We start from the raw sequence: 24,387 nt of genomic DNA, 5'->3' as shown, positions 1-24,387 counted from the left end.
AGGCTCATTTCCAGAGTTGCGTCGACGCCAGCGCCGCGCCCTCGACCAGCGCGCTCAGCTTGGCCCATTGCACCTCGGGGTGGACACGCGCCATGTTCCAGCCCTGGGAGAAGCCACAATCGGTCCCGGCAATCACATTCTCGCGGCCCACTATCCCGGCATAGTTGGCGATGCGCCACGCGACGAGCTCGGGATGTTCGACGACATTGGTCTGATGGCTGATGACACCCGGAACCAGGATCTTGCCGTCCGGCAGCTTGACGTCCTTCCAGACCATCCATTCATGCTCGTGCCGCGGATTGGCACCCTCGATCACATAAGCCTGTGCCTTGATCTTGAGAATGAGGTCGACGACCTCCCGCAGGGGCACGTCGGTCGTGTGCGGCGTGTTCATGCTGCCCCAGCACATGTGATAGCGCACGCGATCCTCCGGGATGCCGCGTAATGCGTGGTTATAGGCCTCGACCTGCATTTCCGAGGCGCGACGAAGATCTTCCAGGGTCGGATTGGGATTGCCCGGCAGTACCTGATTTCGCGACGGCAGACCAAGGTCCAGCTGCACCACGAAGCCAGCATCGACGATCGCCTGATATTCGACATGCATCGCGTCGGCGAGTGCATAGAGATAGGCCGACACAGTGGGATAAACCGTGCCTGCATCGGCATCGTCGCGCGCTGGCGTGGCAGACGGCATGAAGGCCTCGACAAAGTCCTTGCCCGCGAGCGCTGCCTTGTAATTCTCGATGTCGGTCTGGAGCGCGCCCTGGCCGATATAGGTGATCGGCGCGGCGACGCGAACGCGCGCGGGAGGCGTGTCGCCCGCCTTCCTTACCTTGTCCGCGTCGAGTTCCGGCGGCATCCACATGGTTTTGTACATGGCATTGTACTGTTTCATGAAGCCGGGAAATTTTTCAGTGAGCTGGGTGTAATAGGCGCCGCGGGTTTCCGGAGGTATTTTCTCCAGGCCACCCAGGCGCTCCACGACGTAATTGTGGAAACTGGGCTTGGAGATTTCGCCGTCGCTTGGAATATCGATCCCGATTTCGGCCTGTTTTGCTACAACGTCGATGACGCCCTGCCTGACGCTCTGCTGAAACTGCGCCTCGTCGACCGGCTCGCCCAGCACCTTGGCCATCATGCCCTGAAGCACATCGAGCGGACGGATCAGGCTACCGACATGCGTTGTCAGAATGCGGTCTGTGCTGCGTTTCATATCCTGTCCTATCTCGTTGAGCGAAGGGTAGAAATTCTGGCGATCGGGCTATGTGGCCCGTGTGCGCGGCAATATTGGCGGCATGCTCTAACCGGATGTCGGGACAATAGCGCCGCGCGGGACGGGAACGCCGGGTATTTCGAGGCGGATGCGGTTGAGCGATCGGGCGCCGGTGAAATAAAGCGTGCACCAGTCCTGATCGCCCCAGTTCATGTTGGAGACGCGGCCCTCCATCGCGATCGTGCCGAGATGCTTGCCCGCGACATCGAGGATCCAGATGCCGCCAGGGCCGGTGCAATAGACATTGCCCAGGACATCCACTTTCATCCCGTCCGGGCCACCTACGCGGGTGTCCGCGCGCATGTCGCAGAACAGCCGCGCGCTGCCGAGGTCCAGCATGCCGTCGGCCTCGACATCATACGCCATGATCAGCTTGCGGTGCTGGTTGCTGTCGTTGACGTAGAGGATTTTCTCATCGGGCGAGAAGCACAGCCCGTTGGGATTGACGAGGTCACGCACGACCATGTTGATCCGCGCTCCGTCCGGCGAGACTCGGTAGACGCCGGCACAATCGATTTCGGGTGGATGGTCGGCCGGTGTAAACGGAACCTTGGGCGGCGGATCGGTAAAATAGATCGCACCATCGGATTTCACCACCACGTCGTTCGGCCGGTTCAGCTTCATGCCGCGATAGCGATCGGCGATCACCGTGATGCTGCCATCGGCTTCCTCGCGATCGACGCAACGGCTGAAATGATGGCATACGACCAGCCTGCCCTCGCGATCGAGCGTCTGGCCGTTGCCGTTCTCGGTGCCTTCCTTGTCGGTCGTGATGCCATCCCGGGGATGCCAACGCATCCGGCGGCTGTTGTGGATGTCGCTGAACAGCAGATACCCCCCGCCGGAGTCGGTGGCGGCGATCCATACCGGGCCCTCGGCCGGTCCCGTGGGTCCGCCGAAGCCGCTGCCGAGTTCCTCCCATTCGGCATCGCGTGCCACGATAAGGTCGAGCCGCGGATCGAGTCGTTCGACAGGCATCGCCCTTTTTCCTCTCCCCGCTTCACGGTCTGGCGCCGTGAACACGATTTATTATGACAGCCTGTCTTATAACAGCGTCACTGATAGCATGAAAGAGGTTTGAACCGTTGACAGACAGCCAGGCTTATATTCTTATGATTGCCAAAGGTCGCCCGTCGAGGCCGGCCGGATAAAGCATGAGGGGGCCGCGCGTGGACCGACCGACGATTGGAATCGACGCGTTCCTCGATGGCGTAAAGTTCCGTCCCTTCCACGTGCGCGTGATGGTAATCGGCGCGCTCGCGATGCTGGTCGACGGCTTCGATCTCGGCGTGCTGAGTTGGGTGCTTCCCAAGATATCCGACCAGTTCGGCGTCGCGCGGACGGCGCTCACCTGGGTGTTGTCGATGCAGCAGGTCGGCATGGTGCTCGGCGCCTTTCTGATCGCGCCGTTCGCTGATCAGATCGGGCGCCGACGGCTGCTGATGCTGTGTCTCCTCGCCGTGGCGGCAAGCTGCTTCGTGACGATCTTCACCGACAGTATTTGGGCACTTGCCGTTTGCCGGCTGTTGACCGGCATGTTCGCGAGCTCGGTGATTGCCAATATGGTCGCCCTCGCCTCGGAGCTGGCGCCGGCGCGCCAACGCGCGACGATGGTGACCGTCGTGCTCGCCGGCTCGATGCCGGGCGCGCTGCTAGGCTCAGCGATGCAGGCATTCCTGCTGGAGCCCTATGGTTGGCATATCGCTTTCTGGATCGGCACCGGGATGCCGCTGTTGCTGCTCCCGCTGATCTATCTGTACCTGCCCGAATCGCCCAAGTTTCTCGCGGCGCGCAATCCGGACGACCCCCGACTGCAGGCAATCGTCACTGCCCTGATGCCGGAGAACGAAGGCGAACCGGTGATATTGGCGCGGCCCGCCGCGCAGGAAAGGCGCGCGAGCAGCTTGAGATTGGTCCGTGACCTGTTCAAGCCGGGCCTCGCGCTGCCCACGGTGCTGCTCTGGCTGAGCTTCGTGAGCAGCTTCGGCTTCATCAGCGCAGCCGTCTGGAAGACCACAGTGTTCCACGACATCATTGGCCTGGGCTGGGGCCAGGTCGGCCTCACCACCGCGATCGGCACCGGCTTCGGCGCGGCCGGCATGCTGACGATCGGCCTCATGATCGACAGGTTCGGTTTCAAGGCGATCGTCCCATCCTATTTCATCGTCGCGGCCGGTGCAGCGATCGGCATGGGATTGTTCGCGCCAGGCTGGGGCATGTTCGCAGCCTTGGCCCTCAACGCGCTCGCCCAGCACGCCGCGCATGCCGGCCTCGCCTCGATTGCGTCGACACTCTATCCCACCCGCAATCGTGCCACCGGCGTCGGCTGGGCCTATGGCGCGGGTCGCGCCGCCTCGATTGTCGGGCCGATGTACGGCGCGCTGGCGCTGGAGCATGAGCTCGGCGCCATTGGATATTTCTTCCTCCTGGCCGCGCCGCTGGCTCTGGCTGGAGTGGTCATCTGGATTCTGCTGACGATCTACCCGCTCAGCCCGGGCAGGCATGCCGCTGCGCACTAGGTTCGTTGCTCACCTCGGACGGGGCGCGCTGGCCAGCGCCTCGAAGGCGGCGATCTGCATCTCGACGTCAAGTGCGTCGTCCAGCCCGAGCGCCTGCGCCAACCGATAGCGGTCGCGACCGCGCTCGACGATCTTTTCCTCCAGCACGTCGCCGCGCGCCCATAAGGCATCGCGCTTGGCGCGCGACATGCGCCCGAGTGCCTTGAATGTCCGGGCACAATGGAAGCGCCGGCAAATCGCAGGGGCGCGGTCATGAATCGCGCAGCCCTGGGCCTGCAGATAGACGCAATTCCCGGTGCGCGGATCGCGTTTGAGCGCGGGCACCCGCTGCCCGGGATAGAGCGCGCTGCCGATATATTCGAAGTCGAATGTCGAAAGATCATCGCCTGCTTCGGGGCGCAAGATCACCTGCTCGGTCTTGCAGCACTCCGTGCAGCCGTCGCAAGGAATGGCGTTCTGATCACGCGCCTCGCTCATGACCCCTCCCCGACAACCGCGCATGCGCCGGCCGCCCTGGCACGCGCATGGGGCAATTGCGCGGCATCACTCGGCTGCCGGATGCCATCCCAGCACGCGCTTGACTGTGCCACCGAAGATCGCGGCCTTCGCTTCTCGATCGATCTCGCCGCTGTGGAGCAGCATGTCCCGGCTCTCGCTGTACAGGCAACCACGGTTACGCAACGGACCGCCGGCCCTTGCCATGCGCAGTCGCGTGTAATCGCTCGCCCACATCAGCCGCTCGGGGCCGAACGCGGAGATCACCCGGTGGAGATTTTGCCACACATCGGCGAATGGATAGGCCTGGTCCGACAGCAACGGCAGGCCGCACAGTTTCACCGATACGTTGTCGAACTCGGCAAGGGCAAGGAGATCATCGATGCGGTCCCAGGGATCGTCCCTGGGGGGCGACACCGGATGCTGACTGAGGCCAAGGTGATCGATGATGATCGTCAAATCGGGATGCCGCTCGATCACCGGGCGCATCGCCGCGGACTGGCCGTGCGTGGACAGGAAAAGCGGCAACCCCACCGCTTCGGCCGCCGCGAAGCCCGGATCCATGGCGCCGCTGGCGAAGGCGCCGGACAAGTCGGTCGTCCGGAAATCCGAAACGAGCAGTCGGCCCGCCGCCAGCCTCTTGTCGCCGCGTGCGCGCTCGACGGCGGCAGCCAGATCCGAACCCGTCGCGCTGAACGTCTCCACCCCGATGAATCGCCCGGGGTAGCGTGCCACGCAGGCTTGGATATAGGGCAGGGCCGCGACCACCAATGTCGCGTCGACGCCCGTGCTGTCCATCGCCTCGCGCGCCAATTCGACATTGACGGCCAGCTTCGCTCCCTCGGGCATATCGTCGCCGAACGGCACCGGGGGCGCGGGCTGGTGGATCTGGGCATCGATGATGTCGAAGTCTGCGCTTTTCAAGAAACGGACCCTTCATTGGCGGCGAACCCGCGGTAGATCGCCCGGCCGCATGCCGTGCAGCACAGGTCTTCGACAGGCAGTGGGACGGAGGTGGAATGAAGCGCGGGCGCACCGCCGCAGCACGCGCAGCTCGACGGAATGGAGAAGCGGTCGAACTGGGCCAGCATCGCATCGCTCCACGCGGCGCCACAGAACGGGCACGATGCGCCCTCCCCTTGTGATCCGCTCAAACCAGTCATCGCCCTCCCCGTCTCCACATGCGCCTTGTTGAACGCCGTTCGTCTTTATATAACGATCATCGACTTTATCCAGCGCCTTCATGCCCTGTTTCGTCTGTCCAGGAGACAAGAATGCAGCCTCCCCAATATCACGTCCTCGCCATCGGCAACGCGATCGTCGACGTCATTGCAAATGCCCGCGATGCGTTCCTCGACCAGCAAGGGATGGCGAAGGGCAGCATGGCGCTCATCGACGAAGACAGTGCTGAACGCCTCTACGCAGCGATGGGCCCGGGCATCGAAATCTCGGGTGGCTCGGGGGGCAATACCATTGCCGGCGTGGCAGCGTTTGGCGGAACCGGTGCCTTTATCGGCAAGGTGCGCGACGATGCGCTCGGCGACATTTACCGCCACGATCTTGGTGCGCTCGGCGTACGGTTTGCCACTCCAGCAACCACCAGCGGTCCTGCGACGGCGCGGTGCCTGGTTCTGGTGACGCCCGACGCCGAGCGGACGATGAACACCTTTCTCGGCGCCTGTGTCGGGCTGGACGAAGACGATATCGACCCGGTGCTCGTCACCTCGGCTGGGATAATCTATCTGGAAGGCTATCTGTTCGATCAGCCGCCGGCCAAGGCCGCGTTCCGCAAGGCGGCATCGCTCGCCCGCGCTGCGGGCCGCAAGGTAGCGCTGACCATCTCCGACAGCTTCTGCGTCCATCGCCACCGCGACGAGTTTCTCGACCTGATCGATGGCCATATCGACATCCTGTTCGCCAATGAGGATGAAATTCGCGCGCTTTATGGCGTCGACGACGTCGTCTCGGCTGCGCGCATTGCCGCGCGGCATGTCGAGATCGTCACGGTAACCCGGGGCGCTGCCGGGGCATTGCTGATCGATGGGAACGGCATGGTCGAGGTCCCGGCAGCGGGCGTGGCCACCGTCGTGGACACGACCGGCGCGGGCGATCTCTATGCGGCAGGCGTCCTGTACGGCCTCAGCCACGGACTGGCGCTTGAAGAATGCGGGCGCCTCGGCTGTGCGGCCGCCGCTGAAGTCATCGGGCATGTCGGCGCGAGGCCGCAGGCCGACCTGAAGGCGTTCCTGTCGGCCAACACCGCCTAGTTGAGCCGCGCGCGGCGCGAGATCAGATAGATCTCGTCGTTGAACCACAGTCCCTGGTGGCGCTGCAGCACTTCACGCGTCGCCTCGAGATACTGGTCGTTGGAGATCGCCTTGGCGAACCGCCCGTCCTCGATCTGAGCAACGTAACTGGCCGCGTTCCACGCCGCGAACAAGGTCGAGCTGCCGATCGGCGTGTGCTCGTCGATCTCGGTCGGCAGCGTCCGGATGTCGTAGCGAAATAGCGCCTCCTCATCGGACAATGCCTGGAAATGATAGTCGCGCGCCGAAGAACCCAATTCGCTTCTGACCGCATCCATGATCGCCTGGCGGCTGGTCTGGAACGGATTCTCGTTCGGCCAGATCGCGCGGATGATCTCCAGCCCGGGATCGTTGCCGTGGCTATGGACTCCCATCAGTCTACCATTCGCGCGAAGCGCCTTGACCAGGGGCGTCACCACCCGCGAGGTCTTGAATTCAAGCGGCGCGTGGGCGCGATAGGGCTGCGACAGGAGCACGAAATCGAAATCGGCCTGGGCATAGCCGCGGCGCGGGATGATCGGATCGAGCATGAAATGATGATCGCTCCGATACAGCACGAGCACCGTCGGCGTCTTGTACATCGGATTGCCGCTCGGCGCGATGCTCGCCTGCCAGTGCCTGGCGAGAAACGGATCGAGCTGCTGGATCTGCTCTTCGAACTGGCCCGCCGACGTTCCATCCAGGCCGACTTCGTGCCACACCATCGCGCTCGCGCCGGCAGGCGTGTCGGGCTGGAGCGTCGGCGCTTCGGCATATTTTAGGTTGGTGAGCACCAGGACGGTGCCGGGATGCTCGCGCAGCCGATCGGGCATCTTCTCGAGAGTCAGACGGATATTCTCCATGCTGATCTCCTTGGCGACGACATAAAAGGGTACCCAGGGATGACGGCGATGAAGCCCGCGCAGCATGCGCGCCAGGGCGGTGCCGTCGCCCGCGCCACCGTCGAACAGGCGGATGGCGGGTGGAACGGGCTGGGTATCCGAAAGCTCGCGGACCGCGCGATCCGCGATGATCTGTTTCTCGTTCGTCGTGTTGACGAACATCAGATATTTCTGGCGGTTGTCATAGAAACGAAAATTGTGCTCGGGCCGGACCTCGGCGCGAAGGCCCTTGATCCCCGCGCGCAACGCGCTTGCCGAAGCGCCGTTCTGATTTTCGATGAAACGATGCACGCGCTCCACCGTCTGGACGGTTACGCGGCCACCCTCCTGCAGCCGGGAGACCAGTTTGCCGTCGTTGACGGCCAGCCGACCGAAAGTCGACTGCGCCATCTTCAGGCGCCGGCAGGCGTGCTCGATTTGCACGAGAAGGGCTTGGGTATCGTCCATTATATTCTGTGCTGCCCGATCAAAACCTGACCACGCCTGCATAGTCGCCATCGACATAAATCAGCGGATCAGGCTCGCCCCACGAGTCCGCTTCTCGCACCGCGCCGATGACGACGGCGTGGCTGCCAAAATCGAAATGGGTTTCGTATTCGCAGAAGAAATTGGCCTGCGCCTCGCGCAGATAAGGCGACCCGCACGCTCCCGAGCCCCATTGCCCCTCGCTGAACCGCGCCTCGCCTTCAGCGTCGCCACCGCATGCCAGCGACACGCTGCGTTGATCGGCACGCAGGATGTTGACGCAGAAATTAAGTCCCGCCACGAGCGGCGCACAAAGGCCAGCACTTCTGTCGACGCAAATGAGCAGCAACGGCGGATCCATGCTGAGTTCGCTCACCGCGGTCGCGCTCACCGCCCAGCGCTTCCCCTCGTGCCAGCATGTCACCACCGCGGCGGCTTTACCCAGCCTGCGAAGCCCGTTTCGCAGCTGCTCAACGGCATTCAGCGGTGCCGACGCGGCCATTCCCAGCTCGATCATGCGCGCTGCCCTCTCCCGCCGACAATGCACGGCGCGGATGGCTCATGCGACATTGCGCACAGCACCTCCCGCGACCGGGGTGCAGCCTTGGCGAGACGCTGCGCCGCACCTCTGGCGTGAATCAGGGCAGGTCGGCCTATCGCGGCGCGACCAAAGCTTGCGACCTGCATCGCTCTCCATTCATCGTTTTTGACTATGATTTGACTAGCAGAGTGTTGCCCTGGACACCCTGCGTCCAATTCTTTGTGCTCGAACGATTGATACCGCCGAAGCATGAAAAGTGACGAAACTTCACTAACTTGGCTGGCTTATGCCATGTGCCGGCGAGATGCCGACACATGATTGCGCAATGGCCAAAGCCCTTCACGGGATGGCCGGCCCCCTCCACGACCGCGGATATGCCGCCGAGCAAGGCCATCTCTATCTTGTCAGTCTCGTGCGTGAGAACATGGCGTATCGGATTTGATTCGGCCTGATTTCAGGCCGAAACGTCGTCGCATCCGGCGTGCGGTTCTCCCGCCTGGGGTCGGGCGGTGCGGCAAGCCCTGCCGCACCGTGATTGTCTCAACCCTTGAGCTTCTTTGTCGCGATCGCAGCGCCCTCGGCCATCGCGGACAGCTTCGCCCACACGACCTCGGGATGCCCGACGCGCGAGCCGATTCCGCAGTCGGTGCCGCCCTGAATATTCTCCATGCCGACGAGCTTGGCGACATTGACCAGCCGCTCGGCGACGAGTTCGGGATGCTCGACGAGATCGGTCATATGACCGACCACGCCGGGGCAGATGATCTTGCCCGTGGGAAGTTTGACATCCTCCCAGACGCGCCATTCATGCGCATGTCGGACGTTGCTGGCTTCGAAGGTGTAACACTGGGCGTTCACCTTGAGCATGAGATCGACGATATTCTTGAATTCGATGTCATGGACATGTGGGCGATGACCACTGCCCCAGCACATATGAAAGCGAACCTGCTCCTCCGGCAGACCTTCGAGCGCGTGGTTGATCACTTCAACCGCGAATTCGAGATAGTCGCGATACTGCTCGACCGACCATTCCGGGTAGAACATCCAGCTTGTCGCGAATTCCGGCTCATCGATCTGGACGATCAGCCCTGCATCGGTGACTGCCTTATACTCCTGGCGCATCGCTTCGGCGACCGCCATCATATAGTCACGCTCATCGCGGTAATGGGCGTTTCGCGCGCCGGCGCCGGCGCTGAGCGGCCCCAATGCCGCGATGAAGCCATCGACATCGCTTTTGCCTGCGAGTCCGCTCTTGAGCGCGTCGATGTCCTTCGCGATCTCGGCATGGCCGATATAAGTCAGGGGGCCGGTGCAGACCTTTTCCTTGGTCGGTTTTTGCGGCTTGTTGCCGGGCGTCATGAAACCGGGACGGACCGGCCCGCCGGCGCCGGCGAACCACAGGCCGGACTCGTAGAAACCCGGAAAGTCGAGCCGGTCACGCTCGCCCGGGCCGGCGCGCTTCGAGGGCGTATCAGCGTCGCGCGGGAGTGTCTCCCAGCCGGTCACGCGCGCGGCGATGTAGCTGGTGTAGCTGCCCATGTTGGCGGCCTTCACATATTCACCGTCATTGATGATATCGACGCCGCATTCGATCTGCTTCTCGACGACTTCGCGCACGGCCACCGGCAGCCGTGTCTGGATCGCGGCCCGATTGGCGTCGGCATCTGCGAGCAAGGCGTCCAGGTCAGCCGGGCGCGGCAGATTGCCGCCATGAGTCGTCAGGATATGATCGGTGGAACGCCGCATTTTACATCTCTCCTTTGGCGGTCTCGCCGGATCATTTCCGGCGGACGAATTTCTGGATCTGGTGGTCGCCATAAGCCTCTGGAATCCAGCCTGGACGGATGGCGAAACTATAGGGCACTTCCGCGACATAGACGTCGCCGTGGCTATCGACGGCAATGCCGTGCGGCGCGATGAAATTGCCCGGCGTGTGACGCGCCTGGGACGAACCACCCCAGCGATCAAGGACGCGACCATCGGGGGCAAGGACGCTCACGCGGCCCGGATGATCTTCCTGCATTTCGCCGTGAACGAAGCTTTTTTTCCCCTTGGGCCGCCAGAGTTCGGCGACATAGACGAGACCCTCGGAATCGATGGCGAGGTCGCACGGCCGCTGGATATCGGTCCACTGATCGAGATACGCGCCGTCGGGCGAAAAGATCTGGATTCGGTCGTTCTCGCGGTCGCAGACCAGCACGCGACCATCTGCGTCGCAAGCAATGCCATGCGGCAGATGGAATTCGCCGGGACCCGTACCGATCTCGCCCCAGGACTGAATAAGGTCGCCGCCCGAAGTGAAGCGGTGCACCCGGCAATTGCCGTATCCGTCCGCGACGAAAAGCTCTCCACTCGGGGAGACCGCCAGGTTGGTGCAACGATTGAACGGTCCGCCCGGGTAGCGGATGCATTCGCAGGCATGGACCTCATAGGGTGGCTTGGGGTCGTATCCTGTATCGGAAGCACGACCGGGCACGCCCAACGTCATGATCGGCGTGCCGCCGAGCGTGAAGACCCGGATGCTGTGGTCGCCATTGTCGACGCAATAGACCCGATCATCCGGGCCGATCGTCAGGCCATGCGCCATCGAAAAGATGTCGTCACCCCAGCTGCGAATGAAGGTGCCGTCGCGTTCGCATACGATGATACGGTGCGGAAAGCGCGCAAACAGATAGACGCGGTCCCGCGAATCCACCGCGACCCCAGTGACATCGCGATGCGACATGCCCTGAGGTAGCTTTTCCCAATCCGCGACCACGTCGAAGGCGGGTGCTGCCATGGTGGCCACTAAAGGCATTTCGCTCCCCATCGGATATCCAACCGGACCTAGACGCCCGTTCGCCCCTAAGCCAGGCTGACATATATCGCTGAGAGGCCGTTTGTATATAGCGAATGCCATATGACAAGAGCAATCGGGGCTTGCAGACCCGGTATCGCGTTCGAAGAATCAATGCACAGCATGAGCGTGGCTATCCGCCGCGACACGCCCACGCTATTCGACAAGGGTTCGCCCCCCGATCAGCAAAGAAGACCGCCGTGCAGTATTTCAGGATTGCGGGGCTGACGGTTGGCAGCGATCTTCCGTTACCGCAAATGACACCCGTGACGGCAAGCGCGTCCGCGGCGGATATTCATATCCGGCGCGGATCGGTACCGCAGACATTGCCGCATGCCGACGCTGTCGGTCCTACCTGGGAGATCGCCGGGGATCATTTCCTGTTGCGCGTACCCGGCGTCGCGCGCTTCCTGCTGCTGGAGGGACGCGACATCATGTTCGAACCCTGCGATCAGGAACGGACTTCCGACATCGCCGTTTTCGTGACCGGGACGGTGTTCGGCATTCTGCTGCACCAGCGCCGGCAGACCGTGCTGCATGCCAGCGCGGTCAATGTCGGCGGAAAGGCCGTGCTGTTTTGCGGGGCGTCCGGGGCGGGCAAGTCCACCATGGCGGCGGCACTCGGCACTATCGGCTATCCGCTGCTCAACGACGATATCAGCGTCATCGGGCGCGATGGCGAGGACGTGCCGGTCACCCACAGCGACGGCCGGCAGCTGAAGCTCTGGCAAGAGGCCGCCGATGCGCTGGGGTTGGCCGACCGCCTTGGGGCTCCGGTGCGTAACGGCCTGTCCAAACATTATGTCACGCCGCGATCCTCGATCGGCGAAACCCTGCCGATCGGCGCCGTTTACATGCTCCGTGAAGCGGAACCGTCGCGGCAGAGCGGTATCGCAAGACTCAACATCGCGGACGCCGCGCACGCTATCATCGCGAATGCCTATCGCCCCTTCCTGGTCGCGGCGATGAATCAGAAATCGCTTTATCTCCAGTCCGCGATGGCAATCTCCAAAAGTGCGGGCGTCTTCCTGCTTACCCGCCAGAAAGACTTTGCGGGCATCTCGGACATTGTCGGCGGACTGGAGCGGCATTGGCGCGAACACGGGCTGCTCGCGTGACCAACCGGGTCTGGCTGGCGTCCTATCCCAAGTCCGGCAACACCTGGTTTCGGGTCCTCATCCACTGCCTCGATCTCGAACCCGGCGATATGCTCGACATCAATCGCCTGGGCACACCGATCGCCAGCGCACGCGCGCCGTTCGAGGACGCGACCTTGATCGATTCCGGTATCCTGACCCGTGCCGAAATCGAATATCTGCGGCCGCGGATTCACGAGCGCCCCGATCCTGACATGGGCGATCACGACACCCCGCTCGCGACGCACTTCGTCAAGACGCACGACGCCTATTCGCTCACACCGCAGGGCGAGCCACTGCTCGCTGGCGCGCGCGGGGCGAAGGGTGCCATTCTCATCGTCCGCGATCCACGCGACGTGGTATCGTCGCTGGCGGATCACAAGCAGATCAGCCTTGACGAGGCCATCGCGTTTCTCGACAGTCCGGACGCCGCCTTCGGCGACAGGCCCGTGGGTCTGGCGCGCCACCTGTATCAGCAATTGGGTCGCTGGAGCGATCATGTCGCTGGCTGGCTGGGCCAGCGCGACATCGCGCTGCACCTGGTCCGGTTCGAAGATCTTCGGCAGGACACCGCGCGCATTCTGCGCGACGCAATGGCGTTCGCCGGACGTGCGGTCACACAAGACCAGGTGGAGCGCGCCGTCCGGATGGCGAATTTCGCCTCGCTGCAGGCGCTGGAGGCGCGAACCGGGTTTCGCGAGACGGCACGCAACGCCACCGCCTTCTTCAGACGCGGCCAGGCTGGCGCGTGGCGGGACGAATTGACCCCTCACCAGACGCGCGATATCGAATTGGCGCACGGGCCGATGATGGCGACCATCGGCTATGACCTGACCTACTCTCCTCCGCCACACCGGAAGGTCGGGCAATCCTGATGATGATGACACGCGAGCCAGGCGAATGGATCTGCGCCGAGGCGAACGGCGAAACCGTGATGATGAGCGTGGAGACCGGCACCTATGTGGGTCTCAATGCGATGGGCGCGCGAATCTGGGACCTGCTGGCCGAGCCGCATGAGCTGGAAACGCTGTGTGCGATACTGGTCCGGGATTTCGACGTGACGCCCGAAATCTGCCGTGCCGAGACTCAGGCTTTTCTCGACACCCTGATCCGGCAGGGCGCGGTGTTGCGTAGCTGACTACTCGGTTGTTCAGGCCGGATGTGCATGGTACGAAGATGGCACGACAAAAGGCAGGCGATGGCGGTTCGTCTGGCCGATCTGTTTCAGCCCGCTGGATCTGATTGCGTGAACACGCGATATAAGGAGCATTATGCAGGCTGTTGAAAAAGAAGAAGCAGGCAGGATCGAAGTTCCCGCCCGCGCGCCATGGGAAACGCCATATGCTGTCACCACCGAGTTCGTGGAGACGCAGGGGATATTCAATAGCGGCGGTGATATTTACGCCTCTTCCGGCTCCTAGGGTCGCCGCAATACTGCTCTGTCGGGCTTTTCGAATCTGACCAGGTCGTGCGAGGCCCGGCATACGCACTTCAGGCTCTTCACCATGGTCGCCGCGGTGGGTGTCGTTGCGGGTCAGCGCTAGGGGCTTGCCGGAACCTGCATGACCAACTTTGCCGGCCTGATTCGATTTGACGGCGCATCCATCTCCGACCGGCAGGAAGCGACGCTCGCCTCTGCCCTGGTCCAGCGACAGCGCGGGCGAGTGCAGTTCCAGCGCGCGGCGCATGCCGTTTTCGCTCAGGTCGCATCAGCGGGTGAGCCGTGGACAGGAGCGCTGTTCGCGGCGGACAGCCGGCTCGACAATCTTGGCGATATCGCCGCTACCGCCGGCGTGTCGTCGCGCGGCGGCGAAGCGGCCTGCATGCGCGCGATCTTCGAGCAGCGCGGCGACGCCGGGCTCGCGCTGCTGCTCGGCGTGTTTGCCATGGCGCACTGGGATGAAGCCGACCGAACGCTGACCCTTGCCCGCGACTGCACCGGCGGGCGCGCCCTTTTCTACCATGCGGGCAAGGGCTTCGTGGCCTTTGCCTCGCATCTGGGGACGCTGCTGGCCTTGCCCGATGTGCCATGCGACCTCGACGAGCGGCTGCTGGCAAACTTCCTGGCGCTCAATCACCGCGAGCGCGAGGCGACATTCTATCGCGGCGTCAACCGGGTGCCGTCGCGCACCGTGGTGAGCATCACGCCCGGGGGCATTGCCCAGCGGCAGTACTGGAGTCCACGGCTTGACGCAGCGCCGCCCTTCACGCGCGACGAAGACTATGTCGCGCGCGGGCGCGAATTGATGGACCGTGCGGTGACGCGCGTTCTGCGCGACACCCCGCGCGTGGCGATCTGCGTCAGCGGCGGCTTCGACTCCAGCGCGGTGGCCGCCACCGCCGCCCGCCTCGGGTCGGCGGAGCTCGATTGCTATTGCGGGGTTCCATCGCCGGGGCTCGACCGGTCGGTGCGCGACCACCGGTACCTCGACGAAAGCGACAAGGTCAGGGCGCTGGAGCGCCTGCATCCGGCGCTGCGCCTGACGCTGGTAGCGCCGCAGGCCGCCCATCCGATGCAGGCCGATCCCACGCGCTTCTTCCAGACCGTCATGCCCATGCCCTGCCGCAACGTGGACAATCTCGGTTGGTTCAGCGGCATCCAGGACACGCTCGTCCGGCACGGCCACCGTGTGGCGCTGACGGGGACCATGGGCAATCTGACGTTCAGCTGGGATGGACGGTTTTGCCTGTCGTCACTGGCGCGGCAAGGGCGCTGGCTGGAATTGGCGCGACAGGCGCGCGCGCTGGCGCGAGGCGCCGGTGACAACCTGCCGCGCACCGTGGTGCGGCAGGGGCTGGTCCCGCTGCTGCCGCCCGGCCTGCACCGCGTCTTCCAGCGCCTGCGCGGGCGCGAGCCGGAGGATGTCAGCCGGTTCAGCCTGCTCAACCCCGATGTCGCCCAGTCGCTCGACCTGCCCCGACAATGGCGGGACGACGGGTTCGATCCCACCTACAGCACGCGCGGCACCAGCGCCCAGCTGCGCGCGCATCAGATCTTCGACCAGCTGCAGATTTCCCGCGATCACCTCGCGATGCAGGGCAACAGCCTCGAAACGCGCGATCCCTATGGCGATCGCGAGCTGATAGAATTTTCCCTCACCATTCCCGAAACCCTGTTCCTGCGCGACGGCGTGCCCCGCTGGTATGCGCGCCAGCTGTTTGCCGATCGCCTGCCGCGCGAGATTCTCGAGGAAACCAGGAAGGGCGAGCAATCACCCAACTGGTTCGAATCACTGAATGCGCGCCGGCCGCTGATCGAAGCGGCCGTCGAGCGGCTCGAGGCCTCCCCGCTGGCCAGCCGGCTGGTGGACATGCCGCGCCTGAAGCAGCTGATCGCCGGCTGGCCCGGCGACACGCGCGCGGCGGAGGAGCATATGCCGGCCTACCGCCTGGCGCTGGATCGCGCCGTCCATGTCGGGCAGTTCATCCGCTGGGTCGAACGCGGAAACGAATAACCGCCGTCGCTACGGCCGATCGATCCAGATCGCGAGATTGTGACGGTCGTGCGATCCGGCGATCGTCATCGCCTGCCCAGGCGCGGTGTCGATCATCGGCAAGGCATGGAACATCATGTCCCAGCAGGAGGTAGCGCCAGGCATGGGCCGGTTCTCGTACTGCGTGTCGTCGTCCATATCGAGCGCGATCCATTGCGCGACGCCGTTGACGCGCCCGCCCGCCGCGCGAACATTTGTCGTGGCTCTCGCCGGCGTACAGAAGCTCCCGGAACCGAGATCGAAGTCGAAAAGATCGCTGGGCTCGCTGCGCAATTCTATCCGGTCGCTGCCGACCGAACGCGCCCGAGCAGGCGCACGCAGATCGTTGAAGAGCGACAGGTCGAAGCCGTCGACCATGTGCATCCGCCCGGTCTCGCCACGAACATCCTCCGTCAGCGCCACGCGCACCCGGCCGCGCGCGGGGATCGCCTGCGCCCCGGGCCTCATCAGGTCGCGCATCGCCTTTTCATGCGCTGGCAGCACATCCTCGCCCAGCAGATTGTTGCTGACGATCTCCGACACCAGAAGGTCAGCGTGCCCGCCCAGCTCCTCCAGGGTGAGCTTGTCCGAATGGCCGGAAAAGATGCGCACCACATCCCCATAGCCATTGGCGTCGACGATGCCGCGCGCGGCATGGGCGACCATGGGATTCATTTCGCAGCTGACCACTTCGGCGGCACCGGCGCGCGCCGCCATCATCGCGAGAATGCCGGTGCCGGTGCCGATTTCCAGCACGCGCATGCCGGGTCTGATCGCCCGGCGCAGCGCGGCGTCATACGCCGCGTTGCGCGCCGCATCCGCCACGATCGTGAAGTGCCAGTTCGGCACGTCTCCACTCAGCAGGGCGCGCGCGCGTGCCGCCAGCTCCGCGTCGTCCGGCACCAGCGCCAATGTCCTGCGGCACAAGGCAACCGCCTGCTCGACCTGACCGGTTTTGCGCATCAGGTTCGCCAGCTGCATCATCGCCGCCGGGTTGCCCTCCGCCTTGGACAGCAATGCCGCCAGCCCGTCCTCGCGATTTCCCATCGCCTGACCTTGCCGCGATTCATCGCGCGCGTCGAGCGGATCGATGTCTTCCGCCCGGGCTATCTCGCCGATCTCACGGTGCTCGACGCCGATCTCTTCGCCATCGCGCCCGACGCAATCCCCAAGGTGAAGACGTTGCGCACGATCGTCGGCGGGCGCGAGCGGTTCGGGCCCGACAAGGCATAACAGGGCGGAACAGGGAGGCGATTTTTTTCTCTCCCTGTTATCTCCAACTTTGTTGGAGATATTTCCGGGAGATTTCAGGTCTTTATTGGGCGTTTGCCCTGTTCCTGCGGAACAGGGCGGGCAGGCGGCGATAACAGGGCGCCGCCCATTGCCAAGCAGGGCGCGTCGATTCAGTCGACTCAACTGTCCGGCGGAAGCTGGTTGCATGCTGCGATCCTGCATCCGGGAACGGTGGCATGACGGGATGGAACTTTGAATCGAACACGTCGCTACGCGGCTCCTCGAGGGCTACGCAGGACGAACGGGTGTTGGTGGCTCTGATGTACTGCAAGCTGCTCCAATCGCCACGGCCGACACGATCGCCCCGAGCAGGGCGCCATATAGCGTCTTGGCGATGGCCACGGTGCCGAACGGCCAGACCGACGGGCCGATCGACAGAAAAGCGGCATTGATCAGGAACGACAGCGATGCAGCCGCGCCGGCGATCAGCAGCGCACGGCGCAGGCCGTTGCGGCGTGAGGGTGGCTCGTCGACAAGGCCCGGCAAGCCACCCCGCGCCAGGCGCCTGTGCGTGATCAGCGTCGGCACGACCGCTGACATCAGCGCGATCATCACGCCTTGCGGCACGGCGTCGAGGATCAAGCCGCCGGTGCCGCCCACCGGCACATGGCTCTGGCCACCGAAAAGCAGGAAGCAGAAGGCCAGGCTGAGCAGCCCGTTGATCACGGCGCCGACCGCTGCCTCGACCGCAACATAGCGTCGGACCGCCTGGTTCATCGTTGCGTGCCGAGCAGCCCGCGTGCCTGAAGCCAGGTCACGAATTCCGGAAGGACCTGCACGGTGGTCGTCCCGGGCCGCCCGGCACCGAAGCCATGGTCGCCGCGCTCATAGGCGTGAAGCTCCACCGGCACGCGCGCAGAGCGCCATGCCTCGACGATGCCGAAGCCCTGGCGTGAGAACAGTCCGTCGTCCATCGCGATCGCGGCGAACATCGGCGGCGCGCCGGCCGGCACCGCGATGGTCGACATCGGGCCATAGATATAACCGATGAACGCCGGGCGATCGGCCGGGGTACCGGTCAATACCGCTTGCAGCGCGGTCATCGCGCCGGCGGAAAAGCCGATCATGCCGACCCGGGCGGGGTCGATATGCCATTCAGCGGCGCGGCTGCGGATCAACCGCAGCGCCTGTAGTGCATCGGCGGGCGCGAAGGGGTCGCTGATCGATTGCGTTCCACCGGGCCGGGCTGCCTCGCCCATCACCTGGCCGACGGTCTGCATGAAGGCCTGCTCGTCGTCCGGGACCGGATTGGTGCGATATTTGAGCACGAACGCCGCGATGCCGCGATCGGCCAAGCGTTGCGCAACCTGATAGCCCTCCGTGTCCATCGACAACGACAGGAACGCCCCGCCAGGTGCGACGATCACGGCGGCACCCGTTGCCTTGCCCGGCGCGGGCAACACCGGGACGATCGTCGGCACGGTGACGTTCCGGGCGATCCGCCCGTCCATCCGCGTGGCAGGATCGATCTGGGCGGTGAGGCGGCCCCAGCGCTCGGTCGTGGTTCCGGCGGGCAGCGATCCGGCAGGATAAAGCGGGATCGCACCCGGCTGGTCGGGCGTCGCGATCCGCGCAAGCTCGAAGCGCGGCTGAGCACCAGCGGCAAGCGGCACGATAGCGAGAAGGACGGCGACGGCCTTGGCGAGAAAGTTCATGGCGTTCCCTTCGTTTCGGTCAGGATGGTGACGGGCCCGATCAACCCGGATGGCCGCAGCGGCGCGTCGGGCTGATAGGTCGGCGCGGCGGTGAAGGTTACCTTGGTGGCGCCCGGCTGGACGTCACCGATCAGGCGATTCACCCAAAGGTTGGCGACGCGAATCTCGAGTTGATTCCTGCCCGGACGGGCGGCTGCGGTGACGTCGACCCGGTAGGGTGCCTGCCAGACGGTGCCGACCGGTGTTCCGTTGACCCGCACCTCAGCGACGTCCCCCAGCTTGCCGAGGTCGACCCACAACCGGCCGTTTCCGACGGTACGCGGCAGGACGACGCTGCTCTCATAGGTCACCACGCCGGAAAAATAGCGGATGCCGGGATCGGCCTGCTTATTGAGCGGCGCCAGTTTCTCGAGGACGGTACCGGCGGGCGCGCCGCGCTTCGTCTGGAAAGCGACCTTCCATGGATCGGTCGCAGTCGCGATGGTGCGCAGGACCGGTGGCGCGATCGTCGCACCGCCGCCTGATGCAGGGCGGCGGAATACCACGAACAGCGATTCCTCCGGCGCGATGGTCAGCGGCACGATCGTCTGGTTGCCACTGGTCCGGAAGGACAAAGGTTCGGCCTTGCCAGTGTCGGCGTGCCAGATATCGGGCGCCTTGCCGGTCACGCGAAACCGGGCGTCGATCCGCATCTCGCGCTGCGTGCGGTTGTCGAGGAAATAGATCTCCCCATCGGGAAGCGCGCGATGCTGGAACAGCAGGTCGGTGCCGTTGGCGCCGGCATAGGTGAAATCGGAGCCGATCCCCGCCCGGTCGAGCGCCGCGCCGGGATCTCGGCCGGTGATGACGCGGCCCTGCCCCACTCGCGCCTCGCCGCCGCCGGGCCAGAGCCGCTTGATCAATGCGGCCGTTTCAGCCTTATCGTCATCGAGCGACGGCGAGCCTGTCGGCGCGTCGCCGACCAGTGTCGCGCCGGCTTCGACCAGCGCCGCGATGCGTCGCAGCGTCGCCAGGGTCATGCGCTGGCTGCTGCCGCCGAGATAGAGCGCCCGATAGCGCGCCCCGCGCGCCGCGACGAGGTCGCCGCCCTCGACCCGCAACTTGCCGGCAAGAACATCGGCATTGACGAAATCCACCCCGCGACCGACCGGCAGATCGGCGGGCGCGCGATCCGCGAACAGCGCGGTCAGCGGCGCCTCCTCGCCGTAGAAATAGGCGATATCGGCGACATGCCGGCCCTGCTGCAGCAGGAAACTCGACCGCGCGAGGTAATCGACCCAGGGCCGCGCCATCTCGGCCCAGCTTTCGTGGCGATTGAAATATTGTCCGAAGATCGCGAGGCTCAGCCCCGGCTCCTTGTCGTCCATCGGCGACATCACCGAGGTATGGATCACCGGCCGGTTGACGCCCAGTGCGAATTCCAGATCGGCCACGCGGCGCAGATCGGCCGGGGCGAACGCCCAGGGCGAGAAGGAGGCGGTGAAGGATTCCGCCGCGACCAGATTCTGGCCATAGACATGCGCGACCGAGGCCGCGCCCAATATGTCGCCGACCAGGGTCGGGCGCGGGGCACCGTCCTTTCCGAACGCCCACATCGCCGCCATCGGCACATCGGTATGCGCGCGCATCGCCATGTCGTCGCCAAGCTGCGGCCGGCCATTTTCGAGCGCCTCGCCATAGAGCTTCAGGCCGCGTTCGTGCGCCACCGTGGCGATGGTGCCGTAATGCTCGCTGGCGAGCAGGTCGGCGAGCGTGCGGCGATAGTCGTAGAGGAAGGCATCGCTCTTCGCGCGCGACCCGATCACCGCGCCGGTCAGCGCGGGAAGCCAGGGCCGGGGATCATAGCCGCGCAGCGCCTTGAAGCGATCGAGCAGCTGCGGCGTCCAGTTCGCATCGCCGGATTCGATGCTGTCGGTCAGCAGCGCGTCGACGCCCTTGCCATCCGGCCCGATCGCCGCGCCATAGGTGTCGAGATAGGTGGTGATGTAGCGGCGCACCGCCGCCCCGTCATATTTGTCGACCTCGAGCCCGGTCGCTTCGGGCGAGGCGGGGTGATTGGTCGTGCCGAGCAGCGACCAGCCAAGCCGCGCCACGCGCCAGCGGCCCGGCGGCGGCGTCCAGTCGAGCGTGCCGTCCGGCCGCATCCGGCCGGTCAGGTCGACCACCTTGTCGGGCGCGACGCCGTCCAGCTCCGGCGCGTCGCCGCCGAGCGCATAATAATCGGGCACCGTGGCGAAGCCCGCCTTGGCCTCGAACCGGTTGATCCGCGCGTCGCCGGTCAGCCGCAAGGTACCGATCTGCACGGTCTGCGGCGCCGGGCCGGTCGGGAAAACTCCGCCCACCACCGCGCCCGGCGCTGGGGCGGCGAGGCCGACCTGTTTCGGGCCGTCATTGGGCGCGAAGACGACGCGGAAACGTGTCGCCGTCACCGGCGCGAACGCCGATGTCGTCGGGACATTCCCGAGCGGGAGCTTCGCCACCGGGCGCCACCCCGCCCTGGTCTCCGCTTCCAGCACCGGCAGGAATTCCGGGTCGCCGAACGGCGGAACGGCATTGGGCAAGAACAACGTCACCGAGCGAACCGTCTGAGCCGCCGGATAGGCGAAGGTGATCGTCGGAACGGCACCGGCTGCGCCGCGCGGAATCGCGACGGTCGTTTCCTCGCGTGCGTCGGAAAGCGCCGCTACGTCGAGCGTATCGCCGGCTTGGCTGGTGGCGCGGGGAAGTGCGGCACCAGGTGCCGCGACCGGCCAGGCAAGCACCGCGATTTCACCCGATGCCTGGGGTACAGCGCTCGCCTTCTCGCCGGTAAAGGCCGCGAGCGGATCGAAGAAGGGTGTCGACCCATAAGGTCCGGTGACGCCGGGTGGCGCGGACAGGCGCCCGCGAAACGGTTTGCCGCCGACGATCTCGGTCTCGCTCCACACCAGCTTCTTCATCGCGTCGGCGGGCGGCACCCATGGCCCGCCGGTTTCGCTCCAGCCGGGCGAAGCGGCAATCGCCAGTTCCAGGCCCAGCCGGTCCGCCGTGGTTGCGGCATGCGCGAAAGCCGCCTTCCACGCCGGGGTCATATAGGCGATGCGGTCTTTCACCACCTGCGGCGTGCCGAGCGAGGCATCGAAGGTCTGCACGCCGCCCAGGCCGACGCGCTTCATCCATTCGAGGTCGCGCGTGATCCCGTCCTCGGTGATGTTGCCGTTCAGCCAGTGCCACCAGACGCGCGGACGGGCGCTGACCGGCGGATCGCGAAAGCCCTCCGCCAGCGCGTCGCCCGTCGGGGCGGGTGCGTCCTGCGCCGAAGCGGCGCCGGCAATGGCCAGCGCAGCGAGCGAAACGGCCAGCAGGCCGCGTTTCACAGCGCGTTCCAGCGAGCGATGGCGGCGAGCACGCCAGCGCTCGGCTTCGGCGTGCGCTTGAAGGTCGTGCGGTCGACCGCCACCAGACCGAGATGCTGCTTATAGCCCGAGATCCATTCGAAATTGTCGAGCAGCGACCAGTGGATATAGCCCAGCACCGGCACGCCCTCGCCCATCGCCTTGTGCAGTTCGGCCAGCGCGGAGGGGATCAGGCGGGCGCGGATCGTGTCGTCGTCAGTCGACACGCCATGCTCGGTGACGATGATCGGCTTGCCGATCTGCGAAGAGGCATAACGCACCGCGTTGGCGAGCGAGGGCGCGTAGATCTCGCCGCCCATCGCGTTGACCGTCGCGTCCCTGGCCGGCGGCAGGCGGCCCTCCGGCCCCCACAGCACGCGCTCGTAATTCTGCACGCCCATGAAGTCGTCCTCGCGCGCCACCTCTAGCCAGGCGGCATAGAGTTCCTTGCGGGCAGCATCGCGTTTGGCGACGGGGCCAACCGCCTCGTCATCGAACATCGACAGGGTGAAGCCGACAGGCAGATCGGGACGGACCGCCTTGATCGCGGCGCGCGCCTGCCGGTGTCCGGCGATCAGATTGACCGTCATCGCATCGACATCCTCGGCGTTCACCGCATTGCCGGCGATGAACCTGGCGACATTCGCCTTTTTCGCGGCGGCATCGAGCATCCCCCGCTGCAGGTCGAGCACGAAGGGCGGCAGGACGTAGCGCAGGATTCGCATGATATTGGGCTCGTTGAGCGTCATCGCATGGCTGATGCCGGCACCGAGATGGCGCGTGGCACGCTCGCAGAAGCGGGCAAAGAGCTGCGGCGAGTCGGGGTGAAGCCACCCGCCCTGCTTCGCGAACCACGAGGGGGTGGTGTAGTGGTTGTACGTCACCATCGGCCGGATGCCGCGCGCCCGGCATCCCTCGATGATCCTCTTGTAGTGATCGAGCATGGCGATCGAGAACAGGCCCGGCTCCGGCTCGATCCGCGCCCATTCGAGGCTGAAGCGATAGGCGCCCAGATTCAGCACCTTCACCAGATCGAGATCGGCCTGCCACAGCTCGAGGCTGTTGACCGCGTCCCCCGACGGTTCGGAGAAGACGCTCGGCTTCACATTCTCCAGAAACCACACGTCGCTGTTGACGTTGTTGCCCTCGACCTGATGACCCGCGGTCGCGGCGCCCCAGAAAAAGTCTTTTGGAAAGGTCTTTGCCGGCGCGCGCTGCGCCAGCGCGGGCGAGGCCAGGGTCGCCCCGGCCGCAGCGATGAAGGAACGGCGGTCGATCGTCATGCGAGGTCTCCGATGAAGGCGCAGATCTCGTCGGACAGCCGGGTGTCCGTGGTGCCGAGATGATAAGCGAGGCTGAAGTGGTTGTGGCCCGAGCCGACAAAGGCGCGCGGCATGATGCCGTGGCGCTCCAGCCGGGCGGCGAGCAGCGATAGGAATTCCGCCTGGAATCGCGGCGGATCATATTCGGCGCCGGCAACCAGCAGTGGCAGCGTCGTCGCCACCACTGCATCGAGCGGTCGGCGTTCCGGGTAAAGATCGGGCGCGCCATAATAGAGGGAGTCTCGTTCATCCAGCGGCGTGAACCCGTAAAGGCCGGAAAGCAGCACCGCCGCCGCCAGCCCTGCGCCGCCGCGCAATTGCAGGTGCGTGGCGACATGCACCGCGCCGGCCGAAGTACCGACCGCGACGATGCGCGCGGGATCGCCGCCATGCCCGGCGATATGCGCGCGCAGCCAGTCGACCGCGTGCCCGACATCCTCGCCGCCCGCCGGCCATCCATGGTCGGGCGCGAGCCGGTAATTCATCACCGCCCCGACCATGCCGTTCTGCGCCGCCCAGCGCCCGGCATGGGCGTTGAACGGATGATCGGCGCTGCGTTTCTCCCCGCGCAGGAAACCGCCGCCATGCACCCACAGAAGTACGGGCGCGGCGGCGCCCCCTCCTGGCGGTGCGTAGAGGTCGAGCGTCTGGCGCGGATCGTCGCCATAGGACAGGTCGGCCACCGAGACGGGGTGCGCCGCGGCATGCCGGTCCTGCTCTTCGCGATAGAGCGCGTGGACCCGGGCCAGGATATCCGGCCCCAGCACGCGCCCCATCGCCGCCAGCGCGGCGCGGTCCGAAGCCGGTTGCATCGCCAT

General features: G+C 65.1%; 22 protein-coding genes. 8 read left to right on the top strand and 14 right to left on the bottom strand.

The window, feature by feature from the left end:
- Positions 1-4: 4 nt before the first annotated feature.
- Both ACZ1I5_RS07300 and ACZ1I5_RS07295 read right to left on the bottom strand, forming a co-directional pair.
- On the bottom strand, positions 5-1,135 hold the full coding sequence (locus tag ACZ1I5_RS07300) for a cobalamin-independent methionine synthase II family protein (protein ID WP_465173043.1): 1,131 nt from the start codon (positions 1,133-1,135) through the stop codon (positions 5-7).
- 165 nt (positions 1,136-1,300) lie between these two features.
- Positions 1,301-2,251: an SMP-30/gluconolactonase/LRE family protein gene (locus ACZ1I5_RS07295; RefSeq protein ID WP_465173042.1), complete on the bottom strand. Its 951-nt coding sequence runs from the start codon at positions 2,249-2,251 to the stop codon at positions 1,301-1,303.
- Positions 2,252-2,442: 191 nt separating this feature from the next.
- Here ACZ1I5_RS07295 and ACZ1I5_RS07290 point away from each other — a divergent pair, with 191 nt between their 5' ends.
- A complete protein-coding gene (locus ACZ1I5_RS07290; RefSeq protein ID WP_465173041.1) occupies positions 2,443-3,792 on the top strand; it encodes an MFS transporter in 1,350 nt (449 codons plus the stop codon).
- A 9-nt stretch (positions 3,793-3,801) separates the two neighbouring features.
- Here ACZ1I5_RS07290 and ACZ1I5_RS07285 read toward each other — a convergent pair whose 3' ends face one another.
- On the bottom strand, positions 3,802-4,269 hold the full coding sequence (locus ACZ1I5_RS07285) for a YkgJ family cysteine cluster protein (protein WP_465173040.1): 468 nt from the start codon (positions 4,267-4,269) through the stop codon (positions 3,802-3,804).
- A gap of 66 nt (positions 4,270-4,335) precedes the next feature.
- Positions 4,336-5,211: an amidohydrolase family protein gene (locus tag ACZ1I5_RS07280; protein WP_465173039.1), complete on the bottom strand. Its 876-nt coding sequence runs from the start codon at positions 5,209-5,211 to the stop codon at positions 4,336-4,338.
- Between the two features lie 350 nt (positions 5,212-5,561).
- On the opposite strand from ACZ1I5_RS07280, the gene ACZ1I5_RS07275 reads away from it, so the two are divergent.
- Entirely contained in the window at positions 5,562-6,554 is a 993-nt protein-coding gene (locus ACZ1I5_RS07275) for an adenosine kinase (RefSeq protein ID WP_465173038.1), read from the top strand.
- Here ACZ1I5_RS07275 and ACZ1I5_RS07270 read toward each other — a convergent pair.
- From ACZ1I5_RS07270 to ACZ1I5_RS07255, 4 genes are all read right to left on the bottom strand, one after another.
- Positions 6,551-7,864 carry a hypothetical protein gene (locus ACZ1I5_RS07270; protein ID WP_465173037.1) on the bottom strand — a complete coding sequence of 438 codons (1,314 nt, stop codon included), beginning with the start codon at positions 7,862-7,864 and terminating at the stop codon, positions 6,551-6,553. The genes ACZ1I5_RS07275 and ACZ1I5_RS07270 overlap by 4 nt on opposite strands.
- A 76-nt stretch (positions 7,865-7,940) precedes the next feature.
- On the bottom strand, positions 7,941-8,456 hold the full coding sequence (locus ACZ1I5_RS07265) for a flavin reductase family protein (protein ID WP_465173036.1): 516 nt from the start codon (positions 8,454-8,456) through the stop codon (positions 7,941-7,943).
- 564 nt (positions 8,457-9,020) lie between these two features.
- On the bottom strand, positions 9,021-10,298 hold the full coding sequence (locus tag ACZ1I5_RS07260) for a cobalamin-independent methionine synthase II family protein (RefSeq protein WP_465173035.1): 1,278 nt from the start codon (positions 10,296-10,298) through the stop codon (positions 9,021-9,023).
- Complete coding sequence (locus ACZ1I5_RS07255; protein WP_465173034.1) at positions 10,258-11,379, bottom strand: peptidyl-alpha-hydroxyglycine alpha-amidating lyase family protein; 1,122 nt, start codon at positions 11,377-11,379, stop codon at positions 10,258-10,260. Before ACZ1I5_RS07255 ends, ACZ1I5_RS07260 begins: the two co-directional genes overlap by 41 nt.
- 20 nt (positions 11,380-11,399) lie before the next feature.
- Between ACZ1I5_RS07255 and ACZ1I5_RS07250 the strand changes: the two genes are divergently transcribed.
- The 5 genes from ACZ1I5_RS07250 (at position 11,400) to ACZ1I5_RS07230 (ending at position 15,907) form a co-directional block, all read left to right on the top strand.
- A complete protein-coding gene (locus tag ACZ1I5_RS07250; protein WP_465173033.1) occupies positions 11,400-12,434 on the top strand; it encodes a hypothetical protein in 1,035 nt (344 codons plus the stop codon).
- Positions 12,431-13,327 (top strand): sulfotransferase domain-containing protein, encoded by an 897-nt coding sequence (locus ACZ1I5_RS07245; protein WP_465173032.1) that lies wholly within the window; start codon positions 12,431-12,433, stop codon positions 13,325-13,327. The genes ACZ1I5_RS07250 and ACZ1I5_RS07245 overlap by 4 nt, the downstream gene beginning before the upstream one ends.
- A complete protein-coding gene (locus tag ACZ1I5_RS07240) occupies positions 13,327-13,590 on the top strand; it encodes a PqqD family peptide modification chaperone (protein WP_465173031.1) in 264 nt (87 codons plus the stop codon). The genes ACZ1I5_RS07245 and ACZ1I5_RS07240 overlap by 1 nt, the downstream gene beginning before the upstream one ends.
- Positions 13,591-13,723: 133 nt before the next feature.
- A complete protein-coding gene (locus tag ACZ1I5_RS07235; RefSeq protein ID WP_465173030.1) occupies positions 13,724-13,873 on the top strand; it encodes a hypothetical protein in 150 nt (49 codons plus the stop codon).
- A 141-nt stretch (positions 13,874-14,014) separates the two neighbouring features.
- Positions 14,015-15,907 (top strand): asparagine synthase-related protein, encoded by a 1,893-nt coding sequence (locus ACZ1I5_RS07230; RefSeq protein WP_465173029.1) that lies wholly within the window; start codon positions 14,015-14,017, stop codon positions 15,905-15,907.
- A gap of 9 nt (positions 15,908-15,916) precedes the next feature.
- On the opposite strand, the gene ACZ1I5_RS07225 is transcribed toward ACZ1I5_RS07230, so the two are convergent.
- On the bottom strand, positions 15,917-16,972 hold the full coding sequence (locus ACZ1I5_RS07225) for a 50S ribosomal protein L11 methyltransferase (RefSeq protein ID WP_465173028.1): 1,056 nt from the start codon (positions 16,970-16,972) through the stop codon (positions 15,917-15,919).
- Positions 16,973-16,981: 9 nt separating this feature from the next.
- On the opposite strand from ACZ1I5_RS07225, the gene ACZ1I5_RS07220 reads away from it, so the two are divergent.
- Positions 16,982-17,158: a hypothetical protein gene (locus ACZ1I5_RS07220; RefSeq protein ID WP_465173027.1), complete on the top strand. Its 177-nt coding sequence runs from the start codon at positions 16,982-16,984 to the stop codon at positions 17,156-17,158.
- 288 nt (positions 17,159-17,446) lie between these two features.
- Here ACZ1I5_RS07220 and ACZ1I5_RS07215 read toward each other — a convergent pair whose 3' ends face one another.
- The 5 genes from ACZ1I5_RS07215 to ACZ1I5_RS07195 are packed head-to-tail and all read right to left on the bottom strand — an operon-like array spanning position 17,447 to position 24,387.
- Positions 17,447-17,935 (bottom strand): hypothetical protein, encoded by a 489-nt coding sequence (locus tag ACZ1I5_RS07215; protein ID WP_465173026.1) that lies wholly within the window; start codon positions 17,933-17,935, stop codon positions 17,447-17,449.
- On the bottom strand, positions 17,932-18,873 hold the full coding sequence (locus tag ACZ1I5_RS07210) for an alpha/beta hydrolase (protein ID WP_465173025.1): 942 nt from the start codon (positions 18,871-18,873) through the stop codon (positions 17,932-17,934). The genes ACZ1I5_RS07215 and ACZ1I5_RS07210 overlap by 4 nt, the downstream gene beginning before the upstream one ends.
- On the bottom strand, positions 18,870-22,229 hold the full coding sequence (locus ACZ1I5_RS07205) for a glycosyl hydrolase (protein ID WP_465173024.1): 3,360 nt from the start codon (positions 22,227-22,229) through the stop codon (positions 18,870-18,872). The genes ACZ1I5_RS07210 and ACZ1I5_RS07205 overlap by 4 nt, the downstream gene beginning before the upstream one ends.
- Positions 22,226-23,530, bottom strand: coding sequence for a glycoside hydrolase family 1 protein (locus ACZ1I5_RS07200; protein WP_465173023.1), 1,305 nt, complete (start codon positions 23,528-23,530; stop codon positions 22,226-22,228). Before ACZ1I5_RS07200 ends, ACZ1I5_RS07205 begins: the two co-directional genes overlap by 4 nt.
- Positions 23,527-24,387, bottom strand: a complete 861-nt coding sequence (locus tag ACZ1I5_RS07195) for an alpha/beta hydrolase (protein ID WP_465173022.1) — start codon at positions 24,385-24,387, stop codon at positions 23,527-23,529. The genes ACZ1I5_RS07200 and ACZ1I5_RS07195 overlap by 4 nt, the downstream gene beginning before the upstream one ends.

It is taken from the genome of Sphingomonas sp. BL-S-30 (assembly GCF_055521475.1).
Note: the sequence above shows the minus strand (reverse complement) of the source record. Positions and strands in the feature narration are given on the sequence as shown.